Origin of the sequence: Bradyrhizobium tunisiense, from assembly GCF_042263385.1 — a bacterium.
GTDB lineage: Bacteria > Pseudomonadota > Alphaproteobacteria > Rhizobiales > Xanthobacteraceae > Bradyrhizobium > Bradyrhizobium tunisiense.
Map to the genome: position 1 here is coordinate 1440405 of NZ_JBHLEV010000001.1, position 23328 is coordinate 1463732.

Consider the following 23328-nt stretch of genomic DNA (forward strand, 5'->3'; position numbering starts at 1 on the left):
AGTATCTCAACCATGTTGTGCCGAAAAAAGACAAGACGCATCGTCAAAGGCCACCTGCATGCCCTGCGTCGGTGCAAAACTCCTGTTGCGGCAACGAATGAATGACAATGGCGACGCAGAAAGTCCGCCCATGGTGATTCGTTCCTACTAGTGTGGCTGTCGCTGTTCGTGTTCGCCCTCGGCCATTCATGCGGCTCGTCAACACCATCGCGCTCTTGCCTCTGCTGGCCTTGCTGACCGCGCCGCCTCTGTGCGCTCAGGTCACGTTTGGCCCCTCGGAACAGGAGGGTAGCCCGCTTCGCCGGCAAGAATGGCTTGTGCCGTCGCCGGATGCCGACATTGCCGCGCATGCCCTGCTGTTTCGCCCCGCCGGCACAGGTCCGTTCCGGCTTGCGGTGATCGCGCACGCCTCGACGCAGAACGTCTTGCGTCGTGCGCAAATGCCGCAGCCGGAATACCGTCCGCTCGCAGCCTTCCTGGTCGCGCGCGGTTTTGCCGTGCTGGTGCCGGAGCGCCTCGGCCATGGCGCCACCGGCGGCCGCTATGTCGAGGACCAGGGTGGTTGCGACGAGGCCGATTATGCGCGTTCGGGCCGTGCAACGGCCGAGCAAATCCGGCTCGCGCTGGAGCATTTGCGAAAGCAGGATTTCATTCGCAAGGAAGCCGGCATCGTGATCGGCCATTCCGCCGGCGGCTGGGGCGCACTGGCGCTCGCCAATGCCGATCCGGGAGCGATTTCCGCGATCACGGTGTTTGCGCCGGGGCGCGGTGGTCATGCCAATGACGAGCCGAACCGAATCTGCGCGCCGCACGCGCTTCGCGCGGCCGCCGCGGAGTTCGGAAGGGGCGCGCGCATTCCTGTCACATGGCTCGTCGCGGGCAACGACAGCTACTTCTCGCCGGCTTTTTCAAGAGCGTTGGTCGAGGCGTTTCGCAGCAGTGGTGGTAAGGTCGACTTCCGCACCTTGCCGGCTGTCGGCAGCGAGGGGCATTGGATGATCGAGAGCGAGGCCGGGGTCGACGCTGCGAGCCGCGAGCTCTCGCGCGCGCTGAGTCAGCCACGGCCAATGGCGACCAAGAAGCCATGACGCTGTATTTCCTGGTAAAGTATCTGCATGTGCTAGGTGCCGTCGTCATCCTCGGCACCGGAACGGGCATTGCTTTCTTCATGCTGATGGCGCATCGCACGAACGATGTGGCGTTCATCGCGCGTACGGCTTCCGTGGTGGTGGTCGCGGATGCGATCTTCACGTTGTCGGCAGTGATCCTCCAGCCGTTGACGGGCGGCCTGCTGATGATACTCGCGGCGACGCCGTTCACGGAGCACTGGCTGCTCGCCTCGCTCGGGCTCTACCTCGTCGCCGGCCTGTTCTGGGTCCCTGTCGTCTTCATGCAGATCGAGATGCGCGATCTCGCGCACAAGGCGGCGGGGCAGGGCAGTGCGCTACCGGAGCGCTACTTTGTTCTGTTCCGCCGCTGGTTCGCATTCGGCTTCCCCGGTTTCGGTGCGACGATGCTGATCCTGTGGCTGATGATCGCCAAACCCTTCTGAGAGGCACGATGGGTATGAGAACCATTTTGGTGCTCGGCGCCTCTGGCCTCATCGGCCGCTTCGTCACTGACGATCTTCGCGCGCGGGAATTTCGCGTCGTCGGCCTCGCGCGCAGCCTGTCGCCGGCGCAAAAGATGAACTCGCTGGACATCGAGCTGCCGATCCTCTCCCTCGATATCGCCGCGCTGACGCGACTGCTCCGCGAGCACGCCGTCGACGTCGTCGTGAACTGCCTCGGCGTGCTCCAGGACGGGCCCGGCAGCGATACGGGCGCCGTGCATCGCGATTTCGTCACGCGGCTGCTGGCGGCGATCGGCGATAGCGGCCGCGCGATCCGGTTGGTGCACATCTCGATTCCGGGGACGGCAGAAGCCGACCGCACCGCCTTCGCGACGACCAAGCGCGAAGCCGAGCGCTTGATCGCGGCCTCGGGCATTCCGCATGCCGTCCTGCGGCCCGGCTTCGTGATCGCACCGTCGGCTTATGGCGGCAGTGCCATGCTCCGCGCGCTGGCAGCCTTACCGTTCGAGATCCCAGACAAGGAGATGGCGACGCCGTTCCAGCCCGTGGCGGTCGAGGATATTTCAGCCACCATCGCCTGGCTCGCCGCGCGCGACGTCGACGATGCGACCATGAAGGCGGTGAGCTGGGATCTGATGCAAACAGAGCCTGTCACGATGGCCGCCGTCATCGAGCAATTCCGCCGCGCGTTCGGCACATTCGGCTGGCCGCGTATCACGATGCCGGCTTTCGTGCTCGATCTCGGGGCCAAAGTCGGCGATCTCGCCAACACTCTCGGCTGGATGCCGCCGATGCGCTCCACGGCCATCGCCGAGCTTCGCCGCGGCGTGACGGGCAATCCCGCTGCCTGGATCGCCGCGACCGGCATCACGCCAAAGACGCTGGTTGAGACGATCGGCCGTCATCCCGCAACCATCCAGGATAAATGGTTCGCGCGCCTGTTCCTGGTCAAGGCGCTGATCTTGGCGAGCCTTGTGGTGTTCTGGCTCGTCTCCGGCTTCATCGCGCTGTTCGTATCCTATCGCGCAGCCGCCGGGATCCTGAGCGCGCACAATTTTCCGCCCGCGCTGGTCGATCCCGTCACCATCGGCACCAGCCTGATGGACATGAGTATCGGGGCGCTGATCGCCTTCCGCCGCACCGCGGCGATCGGCCTGGTCGCGGGCATTGTCGCCTCGCTCGGCTATATGGTCGGCGCGGCGATCCTGACGCCCGACCTCTGGATCGAACCGCTCGGTGCACTGGTCAAGACCGGCCCCGCGATCGTGCTGATGCTCGTCGCGCTGCTGATGCTGGATAATCGATAGGGTTTTCGGGCGAAGTGGAATTCCGGTTCGCGTGAAGAAGACGCGTCAAAAAGAGAGTCTGATGAGCAAATGGCCCGACGACGACGTAATCCTTTTCGACGGCGTCTGCATCTTCTGCTCACGCTGGGTCCGTTTCGTGGCGCAGCGCGATACGGCGAGACGATTTCGGTTCACGCCGATCCAGTCGGATTATGGGACCCGGCTCGCGCGGACATTCGGTATCGATCCGGAGGACCCCGACACCAACGCGGTCGTTTATGGCGGAGAGGTCTTCATGAAGTCCGATGCCGCGCTGACGGTGCTGTCGCAGCTTCCAGGCTGGGGTTGGGTGCGCGCGTTGTTCGCTGTGCCGAAGCCGCTGCGGGACGCGGTATACAGCCTCATCGCGCGCAACCGCTATCGCATTTTTGGGAAGTATGACGTCTGCTTCGTGCCAGATGCGGATTTGCGGGGTCGGATGATTGAGTGATAAAACTGCCGTCGGCTATAGGAAGCGAAGTATCAGGAGCGATAAGTCCAAGGAATGTCGAAGGCGGTTCTCACGACAAAAGTGACTCCCGGGTACAAAGACCTGCCAGAGGTCCGCTATCATTTTCCTCGCACCTATCTCAATCAGGTTCGGCAGGCGGTCGGCGACTACATTCTTTACTATGAGCCCAGGCGCACGACAGTTGAACTGTCGAGTTTCGGTGGACGACAATCGTACTTCGCAGTCGCCCGCGTGGTAGAGCTCATTGAAGACAAGGAGAAAGAAGACCACTACTACGCTCGCGTGGATGACTATTTGGACTTCGATCGGCCGGTGCCATTCACCGAAGGGAGTCACTACTATGAAAGAGCCCTGAGAAAGGCAGATGGAAGCACCAACAAGGGTGCCTTCGGTCGTGCTGTTCGACTGATCCCTGATGCTGAATTTGATTAGATTCTGAAGGCTGGATTTGCACCGATTCTTGGCGAGGAAACGACGCAGCGCCAGTCGCGGCAGTTCGAAATTTCCGAGCCGAGCATCCCCTTTGAGCGTCCGATCATCGAGATGACAGTTTCGCGCCCTTTTCGCGAGAAGTCATTCATGTACAACGTTCGCGCGGCGTACGAGAACCGATGTGCGATGACGGGACTTCGTCTTATCAACGGAGGCGGTCGCCCCGAAGTTCAGGCCGCGCACATTCAGCCCGTCGCAGAGAAAGGGCCAGACTCCGTTCGCAATGGTCTGGCACTTTCGGGTACTGTGCACTGGATGTTTGATCGAGGTCTGATCTCGATAGGAGACGATTACAAAATCCTGACCGCGGAAAATCATGTTCCAGATGACGCCCTGCGACTCCTCAATCAAAGCCGCTCGATCAATCTTCCAAATGATCCAGCATTCTACCCCAATGCGCTCTTTCTGAAATTTCATAGAGACAAGATATTTAAAGGTTAGCCCTTCCCGATCGCCGCCAGCACTTCCCGCGCCGCCCGCTCCCCGCTGTCCCGCGCGCCATGCGCTGTCGTGAAGAACTCCGGCGACGTCGCCTCGCCCGCGAAGAACAACCGTCCATCCACTGGCGCTGCCAGCACCGCACGGTCGCCGGCGTGGCCGGGCAGGGCATGGGAATACGACCCGCGGGCGAACGGATCGTGAGCCCAGCGCGACTCGTACAGGGGCTTCAACTTGCGGCGGATGTCATTGCCGAGAAAGCCGGCGATCTCGTCGATGCTATGGGCGGCAATGGCGCCTTCGCCGGAATTCTCCAGGGCGCGCGCGAAGCTGCCGCCGAAGAAGCCTTCGATGCAGGGCTGGCCGAACGGGCGGACGTGGTAGGTGCCCATGTCCGTGCGCATGGTGGCGCCGCGGAGGTTGCCTTCCTTGGGAAAGGCCTCGGCGTCGTCGAGCGCCAGCGTCACCTTGTCGTCGACGCCGAGCGGCAGGCCGGCGGCGGCATCGACCTTGGCCGGAAGCGGAGGCGAGAAGCGGATCGCTTCCTCGGCGATCAGGTTGGTCGGCACCGTAACGATCACCTTGTCGGCTGTCAGTGTACCCAGCGATGTCTCGATGCGGATGCGCGTGTCGGAATGGTCGATCAGCGTGACGTTGCAGCTCAGCGCCACCGGGCAGTGTGCACCATACGCTGCGACCAGCGCGCCATAGCCGCGCCGGACGCGCCAGTTGAGGCCAGTGTCCTCATAGGCGTTCCAGTCCAGCGTGGACATGTCCTTGAGTTCGCAGCCGTTGATGTAGGTCGAGATCGCATCGATCATGGGATTCCAGCGATTGCCGGCCTCGAGGCTCAGGCTCGCGGGTTCGTCCTTGCCGTTTTGCGCTGCTTCCCACAGGCGCTCATAGAATGCGTCCATCGCGCGCATGAAGTCGTCGCGCTCGGCCTGCGGAAAAGCGTTGCCGAAGGCGCGCTCTCGCCAGGGCGGCAGGTCCCGGTTGAGCTCGAAACCGAGCTGTCGCGCGATCGGCACGAAGGAGTTCTTGTCCGCGGAGTGAAGCCAGCCGCAGCCGACGTCGAACGTCACCTCGGGCGAGGCCTGCACGGTCCAGGCGCGACCGCCAATCCGGTCGCGGGCCTCCAGCACGATCACGGAGAGGCCGCAGCCTCGCAGCGCATGTGCCGCGCCGAGGCCGGCGGCACCGGCGCCGATGATCGCGACGTCGACGGAGGAGGGGAGGGAGGTCATGGGCGGGCTCTAGCACGTTCGCGAAGAGTGCTGAAGCCGCCACGCGCACAACTGTCATCGCCCGGCTTGACCGGGCGATCCAGTATTCGAGAGACGACCGTTGTAGAGCCGAGAAGCCGCGGGGTACTGGATGCCCCGGTCAAGCCGGGGCACGACAGCGAGTGTGTGCCGCGGCCTTACGCCACCGCTTCCTTGGCCTTCTCCGCGCGCTTGCGCTCGTTCGGGTCGAGGTGCTTCTTGCGCAGGCGGATCGACTTCGGCGTGACCTCGACGAGCTCGTCGTCCTCGATATAGGCGAGCGCCTTTTCCAGGGTCATGCGGATCGGCGGGGTCAGGCGCACGGCTTCGTCCTTGGAGGTCGTGCGGATATTGGTGAGCTGCTTGCCCTTGAGCACGTTGATCTCGAGGTCGTTGTCGCGGGTGTGCTCGCCGACGATCATGCCCTTGTAGACCTTCCAGCCCGGCTCGATCATCATCGGGCCGCGATCCTCCAGCTTGAACATGGCGTACGCCACCGCTTCGCCCTGGTCGTTGGAGATCAAGACGCCGTTGCGGCGGCCCTGGATCTCGCCCTTGTACGGCGCATAGCCGTGGAACAGGCGGTTCATGATCGCGGTGCCGCGGGTATCGGTGAGCAGTTCGCCCTGGTAGCCGATCAGGCCACGGGTCGGCGCGTAGAACACCAGGCGCTGGCGGTTGCCGCCCGAGGGCTTCATCTCGATCAGCTCGGACTTGCGCTCGCTCATCTTCTGCACGACGACGCCGGAATGTTCCTCGTCGACGTCGATCACGACCTCCTCGATCGGCTCCATGGTGGCGCCGGTCGCTTCGTCCTTCTGGTAGACGACGCGTGGACGCGACACCGAGAGTTCGAAGCCTTCGCGGCGCATGGTCTCGATCAGGATCGCGAGCTGCAATTCGCCGCGGCCCGACACTTCCATCGCGTCCTTGTCGGAGGCTTCGACCACGCGCAGCGCGACATTGCCTTCGGCTTCGCGGAGCAGACGGTCGCGGATCATGCGGCTCGTCACCTTGTCGCCTTCGGTGCCGGCGAGCGGGGAGTTGTTGACGATGAAGGACATCGACACGGTCGGCGGGTCGATCGGCTGTGCCGGCAGCGGCACTTCGACGGTCGGATCGCAGAAGGTGTCGGCGACGGTGCCCTTGGTCAGGCCCGCGATGGCGACGATATCGCCGGCTTCGGCTTCATCGAGCGGCGTGCGCTCGAGACCGCGGAACGCCAGGATCTTGGTGATGCGTCCGGATTCGACCAGCTTGCCCTCGGCGTTGAGCACCTTGACCTGCTGGTTCGGCTTGAGCACGCCCGAGGAGATGCGGCCGGTGATGATGCGGCCGAGATAGGGATTGGCCTCCAGGATGGTGCCGATCATCTTGAACGGACCTTCCTCGACCGTCGGCGGCGCCACGTGGCGCAGGATCAGGTCGAACAGCGGCTCCATGCCCTTGTCCTTCGGGCCTTCCGGGCTGTCGGCCATCCAGCCCTGCTTGGCCGACCCGTACAGGATCGGGAAGTCGAGCTGCTCCTCGCTGGCATCGAGCGCCGCGAACAGGTCGAACACCTCGTTGATGACTTCGGTCGGGCGCGCGTCGGGGCGGTCGACCTTGTTGATGACGACGATCGGCTTGAGGCCGACCTTGAGCGCCTTGGAGACCACGAATTTGGTCTGCGGCAGCGGGCCTTCGGCGGCGTCGACCAGCACCAGCGCGCCATCCACCATGTTCAGGATGCGCTCGACCTCGCCGCCGAAATCGGCGTGGCCGGGGGTGTCGACGATGTTGATGCGGGTGTCCTTCCACTGCACCGAGGCCGCCTTGGCCAGGATGGTGATGCCGCGCTCGCGCTCCAGATCGTTGGAGTCCATGGCGCGATCGGTCACCTTCTGGTTCTCGCGGAACGTGCCGGACTGCTGGAGGAGCTTGTCGACGAGGGTCGTCTTGCCGTGGTCGACGTGGGCGATGATGGCGACGTTGCGGAGGTTCATGAGGGAGCTTCTTTGCGTTCGAACAATGGGTTAAGCGCGATCTCGCCGGTCGGACCGGGACCTCTTCTCGAAACAACGCTGGAAGACTGGAAACGGGCGCTCGCCGCCCAAAAAGGAAGCCCGGCCATCTTGACCGGGCACCCTACGCGTTGCGGCGCAATATATGCAAAAACGGCCAAAAAACAATGCGTTCTTTGGGCCTTGGTTGACTGAATTTTGTCCGGGAATCCCCGGGGGTTAGCTCCCGTTCCGGGCCGGCGGGGCCTTTCGGCCCACGATGGCCGCCCAGATCATGACGACGCCTCCGATGCCGATAACGAGACCCAAAAAGACCAGCGAGGCGATGTCGGAAGGGATCTGGCCACCCTCGACCACAGACATTCCGCCGAACAGGAGCGCGCAGAGTCCCGGCAGCAGCATGAAGATCCCGGCGATCGCCATCAGCGCGGTCAGGCAGCCGCTGCGCGGTTGCTGGATCTGTGGAGGCACTGCCGGTGGGGTGGGGCTGGAATCGCTCATGGTCTCTTTCTCGCTGCCCTGATCAGCATCACGCCGGCAAAGGCCACCACCATTGCAAGCACAAGGACGGGGATGAAACGAGGGTCGAAGTGAGACGACTGGGTCTGGTCGAAGGCAAAGATCAGGGCGCAGATGCCGGGCAGCAGCAGGATCACCCCGAACATTACCATGAACGCGGTGGCGCATCCGCTCCGCGACGATGGAGGTGAAGGCGTCTCGCTCAACGAGGCATCTCCTCACGCTGCCCGGCGTCCCGATAGGTTTCGCCGGCCAACTCGGCGCGGATGCCGTCGATCTTGCCGTTCCGGTAGAACAAATTGTAGGTGTCGAACGGAATGATCGCCCCCTGCTCCGTCACGAAATGGATGCAGCTGCGCTTGACGTTGCCGACGCAGAAATTGAAGCGGTCGAGGAATTGCACGATGGTGACGCGGAAGACGTTCTCGTAAGACAGCCCTTCCGGCACCTGGAAGCTCGGCAGGCAGCACAAGAGTTCGCAGACGCGCTCGCTCGTGTTGAGCGGGCCTGACGACAGCGAGAACAGGTCGACGAATTTTTCCCGCAGCACCGGGTATTTCTCGGGGCTGATCGTGTTGGGCATCACGGCGACGAGCTGCTCCTGCGGGATCAGCGAGGTCAGCGGCAGCACCTTCTCGCCATTGCGCAGGCCGTAGCCGATCGAGATGCTCTCGGGATTGCAGGGCAGCGGGATCATGTCCTTGTCGCCGAATACGCCGGTTTCGATCACGCGCTTGCGGATCTCCGACAGCATGATGCGGTCGGTCTTCTCGTCGAAATCGTCGTTGCGGCCGGCGTCCTGCACGGGCTGCAAGGTGACGCCGCGTACGCATGTCCAGGTCAGCGCGTGACGGACGATGTCGCCGATCTCGGCATCGTTGACGCCTCGCTTGATGGTGGCGACCAGCGTGGTCGATACGCCGTAATGCTCGAGATTCTCCAGCGCCTGCTGGCGGATCTTGCGCAAATCCGCGCCGCGCAGGTTGATCAGCCCCTCGCGCTGCAGCGAATCGAACTGGAGATAGACCTCCAGCCCGCGCTTGTTCTCGGCCAGCCGCGCCACGAAATCCCTTTCGCGCGCGATGCGCAGCCCATTGGTGTTGATCATGACGTGGCGGATCGGGCGGGCGCGCACGGCGTCGAGGATCGCGAAGAAGTCCGGATGCAGCGTCGGCTCGCCGCCGGAAATCTGCACCAGATCAGGCTCGCCCTCGCTGGCGACCAGCGCGTCCAGCATCTTCTCGACGGTGGCGAGCGGGGTGAATTTCGTTCGTGCCGGCGAAGATTCCGCGAAGCAGACCGGGCAGGTGAGGTTGCAGTGCTCGGTGATCTCGATCAGCGCCAGGCAGGAATGCTGCTCGTGGTCGGGACAGAGGCCGCAATCATAGGGGCAGCCGAATTCCGTGCGCTGCTGGAATTGCAGCGGCCGGTCGCCGGGCTTGATGAAGTCCTTGCAGAGGCGCCAATAGGCGGCATCCGTCGAGACCAGGGTCGACTGGACGCCATGCTCCTTGCAGCGCTTTTCGTACCAGACCTCGTTGTCGAGAATCTGGATCTTGGTCGGCACCAGCTTCAGGCAGGTCTCGCAGAGGGATTGGGTCTGGCCCCAGAAGATATACGGACGCGATCTACGCAACGGCGCGTTCATGCAAGTAACTCATTCTGCAAGGGTCTCGCTTTGGGCGCGGTCGCCAACATGACGCCGGCGTAGAGCAGGATGGACAGCGACAGCAGGTGAAACAGGGTGAGCGGGCCGATCAGCGTGCCGTAGGGCTTGAGAAATTCCCATAGAAAGCGTTGCGCTCCATAGCAGGCGAGCGCCAGGTAGAAACCATTGGTGATTACAAACGCGTTCCGGTTCAAGACCGTCAGCACGTAGGCGAGCGCGAATGTGGCCATGGCCGCGCTCTCGTAGAGTTGCACCGGATGGCGGAGAACGCCGTCGCCGAAATCGTGGCCCCAGGGCAGCGATGTTGGCGTGCCATAGGTGAAGTCGTCGAGGCCCGCGAAGTAGCAGCCGAGCCGGCCGATCGCGATGCCGACGGCCAGCGGCAGCGCAAACCGCGCGCCGGTGCGCAAGGCGATGCCGGCCGTCCATTTGTAGAGCTCGATCGCCACGATGCCGCCGGCCAGCGCGCCCTCGACCGAGCGCGCAATGCCGCTCTGGCCCGACAGCCAAAGATTGGCGGAGCCGAACAGATGGGCGCCGAGGCCGGCGCCGAACACCAGCGCGGCGACATAGGGCAGTTGGAAGGATTGGGCCGGAAACTGCAGGCGTTGTCGCGACAGCCACCAGACGGCGGCGGCCGCCGCCAGCCATGCCGCAATGTCGAAGATGACGTGAAGCAAAGCCCCGCTCATGCCGGGGATACTAGCGCAGGTTCAGGCGGTGCGGGATAGTGGGAAGAAGCCGCTACCCGGCCTCCCGCTCCTCGGTCGGATAGACGCCGCGCAGCACCTCCTCGAAGTGCATTTTCACCGCGTCGTTGCACAGGCAGGCGCGAAGCCTCAGGCCGTCGCGGTTGAGGACCAGAATCGAGCCGCGCCTCGTGTCGAGAATCCGTTCTGCCTTGAACGACTGAAGCACGCGGCTGGCATAGGAGCGGCCAACGCCGAGCAGCGTCGCGAGCTGTTCGTGGGTCAGCGGCACGCTGCTCTCGTCCCCGGTCCGCTCCATCGCCGCCAGGATCCATTTGGCGGTCCGCTGCTCGATCGAATGGATCGCGTTGCAGGCGGTCGACTGGAAGATCTGCGCCAGCATGCAATCGGCATAGCGGGCAAAGATGTTGCGCAGCGACGCCGAGCGCAGCTTGGCCGCTTCCAGCTTGGCGACATGAATATGCGCAAACGGCCCGCCGAATTTCACGCAGATCCGGGTATAGGCGGGCAGGAATCCCTCGCTGACGATGCCGCCCACGGCGCCCTCACGGCCGACCAGGATGGTTTCGACGTCGCGGCCGTCCTCGTTGGGGACGAGAAAGGTCGCGAGCGCCGGTCCGCAGGGGAAGTGCACGACCTGGACGTCGTCGCCGGGATTGTAGAGCAGCTGGCTGGCCGCGCGGTCCTCGAAGGCGATGTGAGGCGCGAGCAGGGCGTAGTCCGCCTGGCTCAACCGCCTCAGCAGATTGTTGGCCGGCCGGCTCTCGACCTCGGTTGTCTTGCTGATGCGCGCATCCATGGTGATCCCCATCTGCTCCAAACAATAGCGAGTTCCGGCCGGATCCTGTGTGCACAAGTGGACAGACTGAAGAACTGTGATGTGGTGGTTTCGTTCCGGGAACCCTCCGATGCGCTGAGCGCAGGTATCGTGGCGCGGCTGCCCTGATCCGAAAACCCCCTGCTCCAAGTTGCGATCATGTCACCCGTACTTTCCGATGGCTCACCCTGTCCCGCCGACGTTCTGGTCGTGGAAGACGATCCGATCATTGCGATCGATTTCGAGGACCGGCTGCTCGGGTTCGGCGTGGCAAGCGTGAGGACCGTCGGGTCGGTGACGCAGGCGCTGGACGCCATCGCGAACCGCCCGCCCGATTTCGCGCTGCTCGATGTCGAGCTGATCCGTGAGACCAGCTTTGCGGTCGCTGAGCGGCTGGTCGCGCTGAATATCCCGTTCGTCTTCGTCACCGGCTATGGCGCCGAGGCGCGCATTCCGCCCGAATTTTCCGGTCAGCCACGCTTGCAGAAGCCGTGTTCGAGCGACGTGCTGGAGGCGGCTCTGCGCGCGCGCGCTCCCTGACGTTCAGGCAGGTTTCGGGTCGAGCGTCGTCGACCACAGCGCGACATCGGCACGGTCGCGCAATGTCACGATCATCTGGCCGGAGGCGCCGTCGATCTTGACGTGGCCGAAGAACTGCATGCCGGCGGATGGCGGCAGGTTCTGGCTGTCCTGGCCCGGCGCCTTGACGAAGCGCACCTCGGGTCCAAAGGTGTTGTCGAGCGCGTTCGGACCGAAAGTGCCGGCATGCAGCGGGCCCGAGACGAATTCCCAGAACGGCTCGAACTCCTGGAATTGCGCCTTGTTCGGATCGTAATAATGCGCGGCGGCATAGTGCACGTCGGCGGTCAGCCACACGATGTTGCTGATCGGCGCCATCTTGATGAAGCGAAGGATGTCGGCGATCTCGAACTCGCGACCGTGCACTGGGCCGTCGCCCTGCGCGATTGCTTCCGAGCCGCCCTTCGGCGTGTCCGACACGATGAGACTGAGCGGCATGTCGGAGGCGATCACCTTCCAGGTCGCGCGCGAATTGAGCAGGCCGCGCTTGAGCCAGGCGATCTGGTCCGGGCCGAGGAAATGGCTCGCGGGGCCGTAAGCGGTTTCGACATTGGGACCGTTCGGGCCGCGATAGCTGCGCTCGTCGAGCACGAACACGTCCAGATGCGGGCCGTAGGAGATCTGGCGATAGACCCGGCCGGGCTCAGTGATGCTCTCGCGCAGCGGATACATCTCGTGGAAGGCGCGCGCGCCGCGCGCGGCGAGCAGCGCGATGTCGCGCTCCTTGTAGGCGGCGGGCAACTCCTTCGACAGCGACCAGTTGTTGGTCACCTCGTGGTCGTCCCACTGCACGAAGATCGGCACCTCGGCATTGAAGGCGCGGAGATTGGCGTCGGTGAGATTGTATTTGTGCGCGGCGCGGTACTCGTCCAGCGTCTCGGCGACCTTGGCCTTCTCGGGGATGGTGACGTTCTTCCAGATATTGCCGTCTGCGAGCTTCACCTCGGAGGCAATCGGGCCGTCGGCATAGATGGTGTCGCCGGAATGCAGGAAGAAGTCCGGCCGGTGCTTGCGCATCGCCGAGAAGGTGACCATGCCGCCGTCGTCAGGGTTGATGCCCCAGCCCTGGCCGGCGACGTCACCGCCCCAGACGAAGCTGACATCGCGGCGATCGGCCGGCGCGGTGCGGAAACGGCCGACAACCGCCTCGCCCTCGATCGCGCTGTGCGAGAGATCGCGGAAGCGGACGCGGTAAAAGATGTCCTGTCCGGCCGGCAAGTTTTCGAGGAGCATCTTTGCGGTGAAATCGCTCTCGGGCAGCGCCGCGATCGGCGGCAGCGCGCGGACATCCCTGAACGTGTCAGTCGTCGCCACCTCGACCAGCATCTGCGCGGGTCGGTCGGTACGCGCCCACACCACGCCGCCGTCGACGGTGACGTCGCCCGACTGGACGCCATGAGTGACCGCCGGCCGGTCGGCCGCGCGCGACAGATAAGGCATCGCGATCGTGCCGAGCGCGCCGGCGCCGGTGGCGAGGAAGCGGCGACGCGAGAATGGGAAGTCCATGGAGGTTGGCTCCAAATCCGAGCTTGCAGAAGAGACCGTCATTCCGGGGCGCGGGTAGCGCGAGCTATGGTGCGCAATTGCGCACCTGAGAATCCATGTCTCCTCGCGAATGCGGCGCGATGGATTCCGGGTTCGATGCTTCGCATCGCCCCGGAATGACGGAAGCTATAGTGAGGCAATGTGACGCAGCGATTACGCGGGCAAGCGCTCAGGCGTTGCCGGCGGCCCTGAACTGCGCGCCCGCGCGCTGCAGGTTCTGGGGCAGGCTGAACAGCACTGCCTTGCGGTCGGCGACGGCGGCGTGGAACTGGTCGAGCGCGATGTTGAAGGCGGTGAGCGCGGCCTCCTCGATCGCGCCGTGATCGAAGCAGCGCAACGTGTCGCGCAGGATCTCGTCGGCCTCTGTCTGCATCTGGTCGAGCTCTTCGGTCGTCTCGCATTTGCGTGCGGCGGCGATCATGTCGAGCAGGCGTTCGCGCTGATGGTTGTTGTTGTCGCGCTCGTCCTTCTTCAGATAGCCCGCGAACCAGGCACCGATCGAACCCATGGCGGACAATGCCATCAGGCTCCACCAGATGTAATCGCTGTACTTGTCGAGGAAGGTCTTTTCCTCGCCGTCGACGAAGGCGGCCGCGCCGGGATGCACGGGGATCACGGCATCCTTGTCGGTGTCGGGCGTTTCGATCTTCGCCGCGAGCGGAAATTCCGTCACCAATTGGTGACGCACGGCGAAGAGCTGGCGCGTGAAGGCCGCGATGGTGGTTTCGGACACGCCTTTGCGTGCCACGACGTGGTGCGAGAAGCTGATGGTCTTGACCTCCTCCTCCGGGCGGGCGGGCGAGCCGCCATAGGTGCCGGCTGGAATCTCGGAGGCTTCGTAGACCGGATGGTTCTGCGCGATCGCGTCCGCCGAATCGATCGCGAGGAAGCTGGGCGCGCCGAAATCCTTGATGGAGGCGGCGATTGCATCCGCCGTGATCTTGCTGTTGACCGGGCCGGCGGCGAGATAGACGTCGGCCTTCTGGGACTTGATCGCCTCGGCGACTTCGTTGGCCGGGAATTGCACGATCTCGACCTTGGCGGGATCGACGCCGTATTGCTGCAGGATCACCTTGAGCAGATTGACGTTGGCCTGGGTGCGGCCGACCACCCCGATACGATGGCCGGCGAGCTGCGAGATCTTGGTGATCTTCGGACCCCGCTTCTTGGCCTTGCCCGGGACGGACCACAGCACCGCGACGTTCTTGCGCAGGGTCGCGACCGCTTGCGCGTTCTTGGGCACATCGAGATCGCCGCGCACGATGGCGAGATCGACCTTGCCTTCCGCCAGCGCATCGCGGCTAGCGGTCGCGCCATCGGTCTGGATCGGCCGGAGCCGCACTTGGCTCTTGGTCTGTGTGAAGGCCTGCGTCAGTGCCTGGACGACCCTGACGTCGTCGCTGTTGGCGGGACCGACCGCGATCTTCAGCGTCACCGGCCGCATCGCGAAGTAATAGCCGCCGGCGAGCGCGCCGATGATCGCAAGCACGAGCGCAAGAGTCACGAGCGCGGTTTTCCGCGCCGCGGATCGCGGCGAAGGCGGAGGGGGCGCTTCGGCCAGGTCCAATCCCCCGGTCATCGATCTCCCAAACAGGCGCTTCAGGCTCAGTTTCATCGTGGCCGGCGATTTACGCCCACAAGTGTAGCAAATTTCTTGTCCGGCGGGGTTACATCTCCGTCATGGTTAGCGGAGGAGGAAAATCCCATTGAACCCGGGGGCGTCGGGACGGTGTTAGGGTAAAGTTCCCTGAAGGACGGAGACGACCATGGCAGAACGGCTCTCGGCGGAGGCGCGCAGGCAGGCGCTCAGCGGACTACCTGGCTGGCGTGAGGTTCAGGGCCGGGATGCCATCGGGAAGACCTTTATCTTCAAGGATTTCAACGAGGCGTTCGGCTTCATGACCCGCGCCGCGCTGGTCGCCGAGAAGATGGATCACCACCCCGAATGGCGCAACGTCTACAAGACGGTGGAGGTGGTGCTGTCGACCCACGATGCCGGCGGCGTCACAGAGCTCGACATCGCGCTGGCCAAGACCATGAACGCGATCGCAGGCTGAATCGGCTGACATCTTGCAGCGGTCGGCTACATCCCCATCTTTGTGATCAGCCCGAACGTGGCGATCCGTCGCCGGGGCTGAACGGGGAGTTTGTCGAACATGGCTGCCGAACACAGCGTCGGTTTCGAGCCGGCCGATCGGCTCGCAGAGGATCGCGAGAGCGTGCGCCGCCGCTTCTGGCGCAAGCTGAAGCATGTCGCCGCGCATCTGCCTTTCGCTGAAGATTTGCTTGCTGCCTATTACTGCGCGTTCGATCGGCAGACGCCGCGTCACGTCCAGGCCTCGCTGCTCGGGGCGATCGCTTACTTCATCCTGCCGCTCGACTTCGTTGCGGATGTGATGCCGATCCTCGGCTTCGCCGATGACGCAGCCGTGCTCGCCACCGCCATCCGCATGGTTGCCGGCCACATCACGGCCGAGCATCGCGAGGCCGCCCGCGCGGCGCTGAAGCGGGGGTTGGGTGAGCGGGACTCGGAAGTGGACGCCGAAGCCGTGTAGCAGGAGCGGATTCAACCACACCCACCCGGTCATGCCCCGGCTTGACCGCGGCTTCGAGTACGCCGCGGCTTCCCGGCGTAATCACCAAAGTCTCTGGAATACTGGGTCGCCCGGTCAAGCCGGGCGACGACAGTCAGCTTGGGGCGAGCGCCCCTCTCACATCCTCACGGATGCAGGATCACCTTGCCCATGGCCTGGCGTCCCGCGAGCACCTTCAACGCGTCCGCGGTCTGGGCCAGCGGGAAGGTGCGATCGACATGCGATGAGATCTTTCCCTCGGCCGTCCACTTCACGAGCTTCTCGAGATTGGCGCGGTTCTTTTCCGGATTCTGCCGCGTCCATGCGCCCCAGAACACGCCGCGGATGTCGCAGCCCTTCAGCAGCGCGAGGTTCAGCGGCATCTTCGGAATGTCGCCCGCAGCGAACCCGATGACGAGGAAGCGGCCTTCCCAGGCGATCGAGCGCAGCGCCTGCTCGGCATAGGCACCACCAACCGGATCGAAGATGATGTCGACGCCCTTGCCGCCCGTGAGCTTGCGCAGACCTTCCTTCAGATCCTCCTTGGCGTAGTTCAACGTCAGCTCGGCGCCATGCGCTTTCGCGAATTCGAGCTTCTCGTCCGACGAGGCGCAGGCGATCACCTTCAAGCCCATCAGCTTGCCGAGCTCGCAGGCGGCAAGGCCGGTGCCGCCGGCAGCGCCCAGCACCGCGAGCGTCTCGCCCGGCTTGGGGCTGGCGCGATCTTCCAGCGCATGCAGCGCGGTGCCGTAGATGATGATGATGCCGGCGGCACGGTCGTAGTCGAGATTGTCGGGGATCTTCACGATCGACGCGGCAGGCAGCGCGATCTTCTCACGCGCGCCGTTGTGGCCGCAGGATGCGACGACGCGATCGCCGACTTTCAGATCGGTGACGCCGGGACCGATGCTCTCGATCACACCCGCGACTTCCGCGGCCGGTGAGAACGGGAACGGCGGCTTGATCTGGTACTTGCCCTGGATCATCAGGAGGTCGAAGAAGTTCAGCGCTGCCGCCTTGATCGCGATCACCGCTTCGCCGGGACCGGCCACCGGATCCGGCACCTCGGTCAGCACGAGATCGTCAGGCTGGCAATATTGCGAGCAGAGGATGGCTTTCATGACGGCACCTTGGGCGTTTCGAGTGGAATTATAGTTGGCCCGGTTTTGCCGGATTTAGTGCGGCCCGACAATCCGGATTCTTTGCTGGACGCTATGATCGCCCTATCCTCGTCATTGCGAGCGCAAGCGAAGCGATCCACACTATTTCCGCCGGGCGGATTCCGGATTGCGTCGCTGCGCTTGCAATGACGGAGCGCGCAAGACAGCGAGGAATCAAACGATGTTTGAAACGAGCCTGCTCAAGAACAAGCGCATTCTCGTCACCGGCGGCGGTTCGGGCCTTGGCGCCGCGATGGGGCGACGCTTCCTCGCGCTCGGCGCCGAGCTCGTGATCTGTGGCCGCAAGCTCGATCGGCTCGAAGCGACCGCGGACGAGATGCGCGAGGAGACCGGCGGCAAGATCACGGCGATCGCCTGCGACATCCGCGACGGTGTCGCGGTCGAGGACATGATGGATCAGATCTGGCGTGAGGCACCGCTCGACATCCTCGTCAACAACGCCGCCGCGACCTTCATCGCGCAGAGCGAGCACCTCTCGTTCCGCGCCGCGGATGCAATCCTGGCGCCGACGCTGCATGGTGCCATGTATTGCACGCTCGCCGCCGGCAGGCGATGGATCGAAGGCAAGCATGGCGGCGTCGTGCTCTCGATCCTCTCGACCTCGACCATCACTGGGCGCGCTTTCACCGTGCCGTCGGCGATGGCGAAATCGGCGCTGCTGGCGATGACCAAAAGTCTTGCGGTGGAATGGGGGCCGAAAGGCATCCGCACCGTCGCCATCGCGCCGGGTCCGTTCCCGACCGCGGGCGCGTCCGGGCAGCTCCGCCCCGAAGGCCGTGACGAAGCCTGGACCGCGCGCAATCCGCTGGGACGTACGGGCGAGCACAGCGAGCTTGCCGATCTCGCCAGCTTCCTGGTCTCGGACCGCGCCGGTTACGTCAATGGCGAGATGGTCGTCATCGACGGTGGCGCGCATCTGCGCAGTTCCGGCGCCGAGGATTTGCTCGGCTGGACCGACGCGCAATGGGCCGGGCAGCGTGCCGCGCGATCCAAAGGCTGATACTGCTAACTGCCTTCCCAAATTGGACTTTCCCCGCTATCCCTGCCACGGGGACAACGCGCGGCCGGGCCATCTTCCAGTCACAATATTGAGGGAACCACTCCAGCATGTGGCGGGTGCTGATTTTAGCTTTGATGACTGGCGTCGCAGCCGGGGGTATCGCCGATTCCGCGCGGGCGCAGACGGCACAACCGGCGCCCAAGCCTGCTCCAAAGGAGTCTGCTCCAAAAGAGGTTGCACCGAAATCGGCCGCACCGGCGGCCCCCGCGGCTGCGAAGTCGGCTCCAAAGCCCGAGAGCAAGCCAGCGGCCCCGCCCGCGGCAGTTGCGGGCGGTGCGGAGCCGACCTTGATCGGCCAGTTCGGCACCTGGGGCGCCTATTCGGCGACGCCCAATGGCAAGAAAGTCTGCTTCGCGTTGGCAAAACCCTCGTCGTCGAAGACCAACCCGCCGAATCGGCCACGCGATCCCGCCTATGCCTTCGTCTCGACCCGCCCGGCGGAGAAGGTCAACAACGAAGTCTCGGTCATGATCGGCTATGCGCTGAAGCCGGGCTCGGAATCGTCGGCCGAGGTCGGCGGCGCCGCCTTCGCGATGTACACGCAGGGCGACGGCCTCTGGATCAAGAACGCGGCCGAGGAGGAGCGGATGGTCGAGGCCATGCGCAAATCCGCCGAGTTGGTCGTCAAGGGCGTCTCGGCCAAGGGCACCGAGACGACCGATACCTTCTCGCTAAAGGGACTTGCCCAGGCGCTGGACAAGATCGCCCAGGATTGCCGGCGGTAAGGCTAAATAATAGCCGCGGTCGCAATCGAAGTTTCTGATTGCTATATAGAGGCAGTTCCAGGTTTTTCCGTCATTCCGGGATGGTCCGACGGACCAGACCCGGAATCTTGAGGTTCCGGGTTCGATGCTCGCATCGCCCCGGAACGACCCCCTAATCAGGTCCATTCAATGCAACCGACTGCCGAGCCGCACAACACGACATTGGTGGAGAAGACTCCGCTTGAAACCTATGTGCCGCCGGCAAAGCCCTCGCTGATCGGCCTGTCGCGCAGCGAGCTTGCCGATCGCCTCGGCGAGATCGGCGTGGCGCCGGCGCAGCGCAAGATGCGGGTACAGCAGCTGTGGCACTGGCTCTACTTCCGGGGTGCCCAGAGCTTTGACGACATGACCTCGATCTCGAAGGGCATTCGCGCCGAGCTCGCGCAGCATTTCACCGTCGACCGGCCCGAGGTCGTGGCCGAGCAGATTTCGAACGACGGCACCCGCAAATGGTTGCTGCGTTTGCCGAGCGGCGACAATCTCCAGAAAGCGCACGAAGTCGAGTGCGTCTACATACCCGAGACCGATCGTGGCACGCTCTGCGTCTCCTCGCAGGTCGGCTGCACCCTGAACTGCTCGTTCTGCCACACCGGCACGCAACGCCTGGTGCGCAATCTCACCGCCGGCGAGATCGTGGGGCAGGTGATGGTCGCGCGCGATCGCCTGAACGATTGGGCCGATCGCGAGGACGGCACGCGCCGCGTCACCAACATCGTGATGATGGGCATGGGCGAGCCGCTCTACAATTTCGACGCGGTGCGCGATGCGCTGCTGATCGTCGGCGACAATGAAGGCATCGGCATCTCCCGCCGCCGCATCACGCTGTCGACCTCGGGCGTGGTGCCGAACATCGTGCGCGCCGGCGAGGAGATCGGCGTCATGCTCGCGATTTCGCTGCATGCGGTGCGCGACGAATTGCGCAACGAGCTGGTGCCGCTCAACCGCAAATATCCGATCAAGGAGCTGCTGCAGGCCTGCCGCGACTATCCCGGCGCGTCGAACGCGCGGCGCATCACCTTCGAATACGTGATGCTGAAGGGCGTCAACGATTCGCTCGATGATGCAAAGCTGCTGGTGAAGCTGCTCAAGGGCGTTCACGCCAAGATCAATCTGATCCCGTTCAACCCCTGGCCCGGCACGGCCTATGAATGTTCGGACTGGGACCAGATCGAAAAATTCTCCGAATACATCTTCAACGCCGGCTATTCCTCGCCCGTCCGCACCCCGCGCGGCCGCGACATCCTCGCCGCCTGCGGCCAGCTCAAGTCGGAAACCGAAAAGCTCTCGGCCAGGGAGCGCCAGGCGCTGCGCGCCATGGCGATGACGGATTAGTCTGCCATGCTCGCGCCGTCGCAACCTCGTCATTGCGAGGAGCGCAGCGACGAAGCGATCCAGGCTGCGTCCGCGGACGCATCTCTGGATTGCTTCGCGGAGCCTGTCATCCGGCCCGCCGGAGGAGGGACCGGGTGGCTCGCAATGACGGCAGCAATGGTTTGGGCGCCATGTCCCTGATCGGCCGCCTCGTCGTCATCTTCATCGGCTTTCTCGCCGCCTGCTTCGTCGGCGGCATGATCGTCGTCATGGCGCTGCTATTCCCGGAATTCGCCGATCTCGGCGCCGGTCCCGTCGACCAAGGCACGATCGATATCCTGCTCGGCTTCGGCTTCATCTTCGTCTCGGGCTTCTCGCTGGTTCCGGCGGCGGTGATCGTCGCGATCACCGAGGCGCTCTACATCCGCAGCGCGCTCGCCTATGCCGTCGGCGGCGGCCTCGTCGGGCTTGCCTGCTATCTCGGCCTCGTTCCCTTTCACCCCGATACGTTCCAGTTCGAGGGCATCGTGCGCCGTCATTTGGAGATCATGACGGGCGCAGGTATCGCCGCCGGGATGGTCTATTGGCTGATTGCCGGCCGCAACGCCGGCGCCTGGCGCGAGCCGCTACCTCCGCGCAAACCGCCCCCGCCACTGCCGTCCAATTCGCGGCCGGATGCGCGGTGACATTGTTGCCTCCGCCCGGGGTTTTCATCTACTCCCCACTCCGCTAAACCGCGCGCCATGAACCGGACCGGACTTCTCATCGCCCTGGCGCTGTGGCTCGTGATCGGCGTCGTTTTCGGCCTCTATCCCGAGCTCGATCTCAAGCTGGCGTCGCTGTTCTTCGACCCCGAGACCAGGACGTTTCCGCTCAAGCTGAACGGCTGGGCCAACTTCGCGCGCGATGCGGCGATGTGGGTCGCCTGGGCCTTCGTGCTGCCGTCGCTCGTCGCGCTCGTGGTCAAGATGATCCGGCCCGACCGGCCGCTGCTGGTCTCCGGGCGCGCGATCGTGTTCCTGCTGGTCACGATCATTCTGTCGGCCGGCATTCTCACCAACCTCACCTTCAAGACCTATTGGGGCCGGCCACGCCCGGTGGTGGTGACGCAGTTCGCCGGCGACCAGCAATTCGTGCCGTGGTGGGACCCGCGCGGCGGCTGCGCGCGCAACTGCTCGTTTTTCTCGGGCGAGGGCGCGACCGCGTTCTGGACGCTGGCGCCGGCCGCGCTCGCGCCGCCGCCATGGCGCCCGCTCGCTTATGCCGGAGCAGTCATCTTTGGCGCCGTGACGAGCGGGCTGCGCATGGCCTTCGGCGGGCACTTCTTCACCGACGTGGCGATCGCCGGCCTCGTCACCTTCGTCGTGATCTGGTTCGCCTATGCGATGATCTACCGCTGGCCGCGAACGCGGTTTTCAGACGAGGCCGTGGATGCCGCCCTGACCCGGCTGAACATGCCCGCCTACCGGCTCCGCCGGCGCCTGTTCGGCCGCAAGACCGACCCCGAGCCGTCGGTTTGAGCCATTAAATGCGTGCCCAGCCCTGCGAAATTTGATATTCGCGCGGTCAAACCGCCCTGACACCCGCCCTTGAGACCCGATTGGAAGCGCCATGACCACGATCCTGAAAAGCCTGCCCAAGGGTGAGAAAGTCGGCATCGCTTTTTCGGGCGGCCTCGACACCTCCGCGGCGCTGCTCTGGATGAAGCAGAAGGGCGCGCGCTGCTACGCCTACACCGCCAATCTCGGCCAGCCCGACGAGGCCGACTACAACGAGATTCCGCGCAAGGCGATGGAGTTCGGCGCCGAGAATGCGCGGCTGGTCGATTGCCGAACGCAGCTCGTCCATGAAGGCATCGCCGCGATCCAGTCGGGCGCCTTCCACATCTCGACCGGCGGCATCACCTATTTCAACACCACGCCGCTCGGCCGTGCCGTCACCGGCACGATGCTGGTCGCGGCGATGAAGGAGGACGGCGTCAACATCTGGGGCGACGGTTCGACCTTCAAGGGCAACGACATCGAGCGCTTCTACCGTTACGGCCTGCTCACCAATCCCGGCCTGAAGATCTACAAGCCCTGGCTCGACCAGCAGTTCATCGACGAGCTCGGCGGCCGCGCCGAAATGTCGGCGTTCATGACCGCGCAGGGCTTCGCCTACAAGATGAGCGCCGAGAAGGCGTATTCGACCGACAGCAATCTGCTTGGCGCCACGCACGAGGCCAAGGATCTCGAAAGCCTCGACAGCGGTATCAAGATCGTCAACCCGATCATGGGCGTGCCGTTCTGGCGCGACGACTGCAACGTCAAGGCCGAGAAGGTCGTGGTGCGGTTCGAGGAAGGCCAGCCCACGGCGCTGAACGGCCAGACCTTCTCCGATCCCGTCGCGCTGTTCCTGGAAGCCAACGCGATCGGCGGACGTCACGGCCTCGGCATGAGCGACCAGATCGAGAACCGCATCATCGAGGCCAAGAGCCGCGGCATCTACGAGGCGCCCGGCATGGCGCTGCTCCACATCGCCTATGAGCGTCTCGTCACCGGCATCCACAACGAGGACACCATCGAGCAGTACCGCATCAGCGGCATGCGCCTCGGCCGGCTGCTCTATCAGGGCCGCTGGTTCGACTCGCAGGCGTTGATGCTGCGCGAGACCGCGCAGCGCTGGGTCGCGCGCGCCGTTAGCGGTGAAGTCACGTTCGAGCTGCGCCGCGGCAACGACTACTCGATCCTCAACACCGAGAGCCCGAACCTCACCTATGCGCCGGAAAGGCTCAGCATGGAGAAGGTCGAGGACGCCTCGTTCTCGCCGGCCGACCGCATCGGCCAGCTCACCATGCGCAATCTCGACATCGCCGATACCCGCACCAAGCTGAAGCTTTATAGCGACACCGGCCTGCTGTCGGGCAGCGAAGGCTCGCAGATCTTCCGGCTGGAGAGCGACAAGGGTTGAGGCTGCGAGTGCTCTAACCCCGGATGGAGCCGACGGAGCTACGAGCTTAATGACGGTGTCATCCTCGATCGCTACGCTCCCTA

Annotated in this window: 25 protein-coding genes; 15 read left to right on the forward strand and 10 right to left on the reverse strand. The window is 64.2% G+C overall.

Annotated features, from left to right (window positions below):
• The first annotated feature begins 188 nt into the window (after positions 1-188).
• The 6 genes from ACFDR6_RS06760 to ACFDR6_RS06785 all read left to right on the forward strand — a co-directional run bounded on the left by ACFDR6_RS06760 (position 189) and on the right by ACFDR6_RS06785 (position 4303).
• The gene (locus ACFDR6_RS06760; RefSeq protein WP_375857812.1) at positions 189-1088 is read left to right on the forward strand and encodes a dienelactone hydrolase family protein; all 900 of its coding nucleotides are present in this window, start codon (positions 189-191) and stop codon (positions 1086-1088) included.
• Positions 1085-1552, forward strand: coding sequence for a DUF2269 family protein (locus ACFDR6_RS06765; RefSeq protein WP_375857813.1), 468 nt, complete (start codon positions 1085-1087; stop codon positions 1550-1552). Before ACFDR6_RS06760 ends, ACFDR6_RS06765 begins: the two co-directional genes overlap by 4 nt.
• Positions 1553-1560: 8 nt before the next feature.
• Entirely contained in the window at positions 1561-2880 is a 1320-nt protein-coding gene (locus ACFDR6_RS06770; protein ID WP_375857814.1) for an SDR family oxidoreductase, read from the forward strand.
• 61 nt (positions 2881-2941) lie between these two features.
• Positions 2942-3349 carry a thiol-disulfide oxidoreductase DCC family protein gene (locus ACFDR6_RS06775; RefSeq protein ID WP_375857923.1) on the forward strand — a complete coding sequence of 136 codons (408 nt, stop codon included), beginning with the start codon at positions 2942-2944 and terminating at the stop codon, positions 3347-3349.
• A 54-nt stretch (positions 3350-3403) separates the two neighbouring features.
• Entirely contained in the window at positions 3404-3802 is a 399-nt protein-coding gene (locus ACFDR6_RS06780; RefSeq protein ID WP_375857815.1) for a hypothetical protein, read from the forward strand.
• 147 nt (positions 3803-3949) lie between these two features.
• Positions 3950-4303, forward strand: a complete 354-nt coding sequence (locus tag ACFDR6_RS06785) for an HNH endonuclease (RefSeq protein WP_375857816.1) — start codon at positions 3950-3952, stop codon at positions 4301-4303.
• Here the strand turns inward: ACFDR6_RS06785 and ACFDR6_RS06790 are convergent.
• From ACFDR6_RS06790 to ACFDR6_RS06820, 7 genes are all read right to left on the reverse strand, one after another.
• The gene (locus ACFDR6_RS06790) at positions 4300-5547 is read right to left on the reverse strand and encodes a flavin monoamine oxidase family protein (protein WP_375857817.1); all 1248 of its coding nucleotides are present in this window, start codon (positions 5545-5547) and stop codon (positions 4300-4302) included. The genes ACFDR6_RS06785 and ACFDR6_RS06790 overlap by 4 nt on opposite strands.
• A gap of 176 nt (positions 5548-5723) precedes the next feature.
• Positions 5724-7550, reverse strand: coding sequence for a translational GTPase TypA (gene typA, locus ACFDR6_RS06795; protein WP_317241835.1), 1827 nt, complete (start codon positions 7548-7550; stop codon positions 5724-5726).
• A gap of 237 nt (positions 7551-7787) precedes the next feature.
• Positions 7788-8069, reverse strand: coding sequence for a hypothetical protein (locus tag ACFDR6_RS06800; protein WP_194405357.1), 282 nt, complete (start codon positions 8067-8069; stop codon positions 7788-7790).
• Positions 8066-8293 carry a hypothetical protein gene (locus tag ACFDR6_RS06805; protein WP_375857818.1) on the reverse strand — a complete coding sequence of 76 codons (228 nt, stop codon included), beginning with the start codon at positions 8291-8293 and terminating at the stop codon, positions 8066-8068. The genes ACFDR6_RS06800 and ACFDR6_RS06805 overlap by 4 nt, the downstream gene beginning before the upstream one ends.
• A complete protein-coding gene (locus ACFDR6_RS06810) occupies positions 8290-9735 on the reverse strand; it encodes a radical SAM protein (protein WP_375857819.1) in 1446 nt (481 codons plus the stop codon). Before ACFDR6_RS06810 ends, ACFDR6_RS06805 begins: the two co-directional genes overlap by 4 nt.
• Complete coding sequence (locus tag ACFDR6_RS06815) at positions 9732-10448, reverse strand: prolipoprotein diacylglyceryl transferase (RefSeq protein WP_375857820.1); 717 nt, start codon at positions 10446-10448, stop codon at positions 9732-9734. Before ACFDR6_RS06815 ends, ACFDR6_RS06810 begins: the two co-directional genes overlap by 4 nt.
• Before the next feature lie 52 nt (positions 10449-10500).
• Entirely contained in the window at positions 10501-11265 is a 765-nt protein-coding gene (locus ACFDR6_RS06820; protein WP_317241839.1) for a Crp/Fnr family transcriptional regulator, read from the reverse strand.
• Between the two features lie 177 nt (positions 11266-11442).
• Between ACFDR6_RS06820 and ACFDR6_RS06825 the strand changes: the two genes are divergently transcribed.
• Positions 11443-11823, forward strand: a complete 381-nt coding sequence (locus ACFDR6_RS06825; RefSeq protein WP_317241840.1) for a response regulator — start codon at positions 11443-11445, stop codon at positions 11821-11823.
• 3 nt (positions 11824-11826) lie between these two features.
• On the opposite strand, the gene ACFDR6_RS06830 is transcribed toward ACFDR6_RS06825, so the two are convergent.
• Both ACFDR6_RS06830 and ACFDR6_RS06835 read right to left on the reverse strand, forming a co-directional pair.
• Complete coding sequence (locus ACFDR6_RS06830; protein WP_375857821.1) at positions 11827-13368, reverse strand: alkaline phosphatase D family protein; 1542 nt, start codon at positions 13366-13368, stop codon at positions 11827-11829.
• A gap of 208 nt (positions 13369-13576) precedes the next feature.
• Positions 13577-15022, reverse strand: a complete 1446-nt coding sequence (locus tag ACFDR6_RS06835) for a TAXI family TRAP transporter solute-binding subunit (protein WP_375857822.1) — start codon at positions 15020-15022, stop codon at positions 13577-13579.
• A 151-nt stretch (positions 15023-15173) separates the two neighbouring features.
• Here ACFDR6_RS06835 and ACFDR6_RS06840 point away from each other — a divergent pair, with 151 nt between their 5' ends.
• On the forward strand, positions 15174-15464 hold the full coding sequence (locus tag ACFDR6_RS06840) for a 4a-hydroxytetrahydrobiopterin dehydratase (RefSeq protein ID WP_212082388.1): 291 nt from the start codon (positions 15174-15176) through the stop codon (positions 15462-15464).
• A gap of 99 nt (positions 15465-15563) precedes the next feature.
• Positions 15564-15962 (forward strand): YkvA family protein, encoded by a 399-nt coding sequence (locus tag ACFDR6_RS06845; RefSeq protein WP_375857823.1) that lies wholly within the window; start codon positions 15564-15566, stop codon positions 15960-15962.
• A gap of 164 nt (positions 15963-16126) precedes the next feature.
• Here the strand turns inward: ACFDR6_RS06845 and ACFDR6_RS06850 are convergent, their stop codons facing one another.
• On the reverse strand, positions 16127-17101 hold the full coding sequence (locus ACFDR6_RS06850) for an NADPH:quinone oxidoreductase family protein (RefSeq protein WP_212082382.1): 975 nt from the start codon (positions 17099-17101) through the stop codon (positions 16127-16129).
• 220 nt (positions 17102-17321) lie between these two features.
• Here ACFDR6_RS06850 and ACFDR6_RS06855 point away from each other — a divergent pair, with 220 nt between their 5' ends.
• From ACFDR6_RS06855 to argG, 6 genes are all read left to right on the forward strand, one after another.
• On the forward strand, positions 17322-18161 hold the full coding sequence (locus tag ACFDR6_RS06855; protein ID WP_317241844.1) for an SDR family oxidoreductase: 840 nt from the start codon (positions 17322-17324) through the stop codon (positions 18159-18161).
• A gap of 107 nt (positions 18162-18268) precedes the next feature.
• Complete coding sequence (locus tag ACFDR6_RS06860; RefSeq protein WP_317241845.1) at positions 18269-18946, forward strand: invasion associated locus B family protein; 678 nt, start codon at positions 18269-18271, stop codon at positions 18944-18946.
• 168 nt (positions 18947-19114) lie between these two features.
• Positions 19115-20317: a dual-specificity RNA methyltransferase RlmN gene (gene rlmN, locus ACFDR6_RS06865; RefSeq protein WP_212082360.1), complete on the forward strand. Its 1203-nt coding sequence runs from the start codon at positions 19115-19117 to the stop codon at positions 20315-20317.
• A gap of 170 nt (positions 20318-20487) precedes the next feature.
• On the forward strand, positions 20488-20982 hold the full coding sequence (locus tag ACFDR6_RS06870) for a hypothetical protein (RefSeq protein ID WP_375857924.1): 495 nt from the start codon (positions 20488-20490) through the stop codon (positions 20980-20982).
• A 57-nt stretch (positions 20983-21039) separates the two neighbouring features.
• Positions 21040-21816 (forward strand): phosphatase PAP2 family protein, encoded by a 777-nt coding sequence (locus ACFDR6_RS06875; RefSeq protein WP_375857824.1) that lies wholly within the window; start codon positions 21040-21042, stop codon positions 21814-21816.
• Between the two features lie 91 nt (positions 21817-21907).
• The gene (gene argG, locus ACFDR6_RS06880; protein ID WP_375857825.1) at positions 21908-23245 is read left to right on the forward strand and encodes an argininosuccinate synthase; all 1338 of its coding nucleotides are present in this window, start codon (positions 21908-21910) and stop codon (positions 23243-23245) included.
• The last annotated feature ends 83 nt before the right edge of the window (positions 23246-23328 follow it).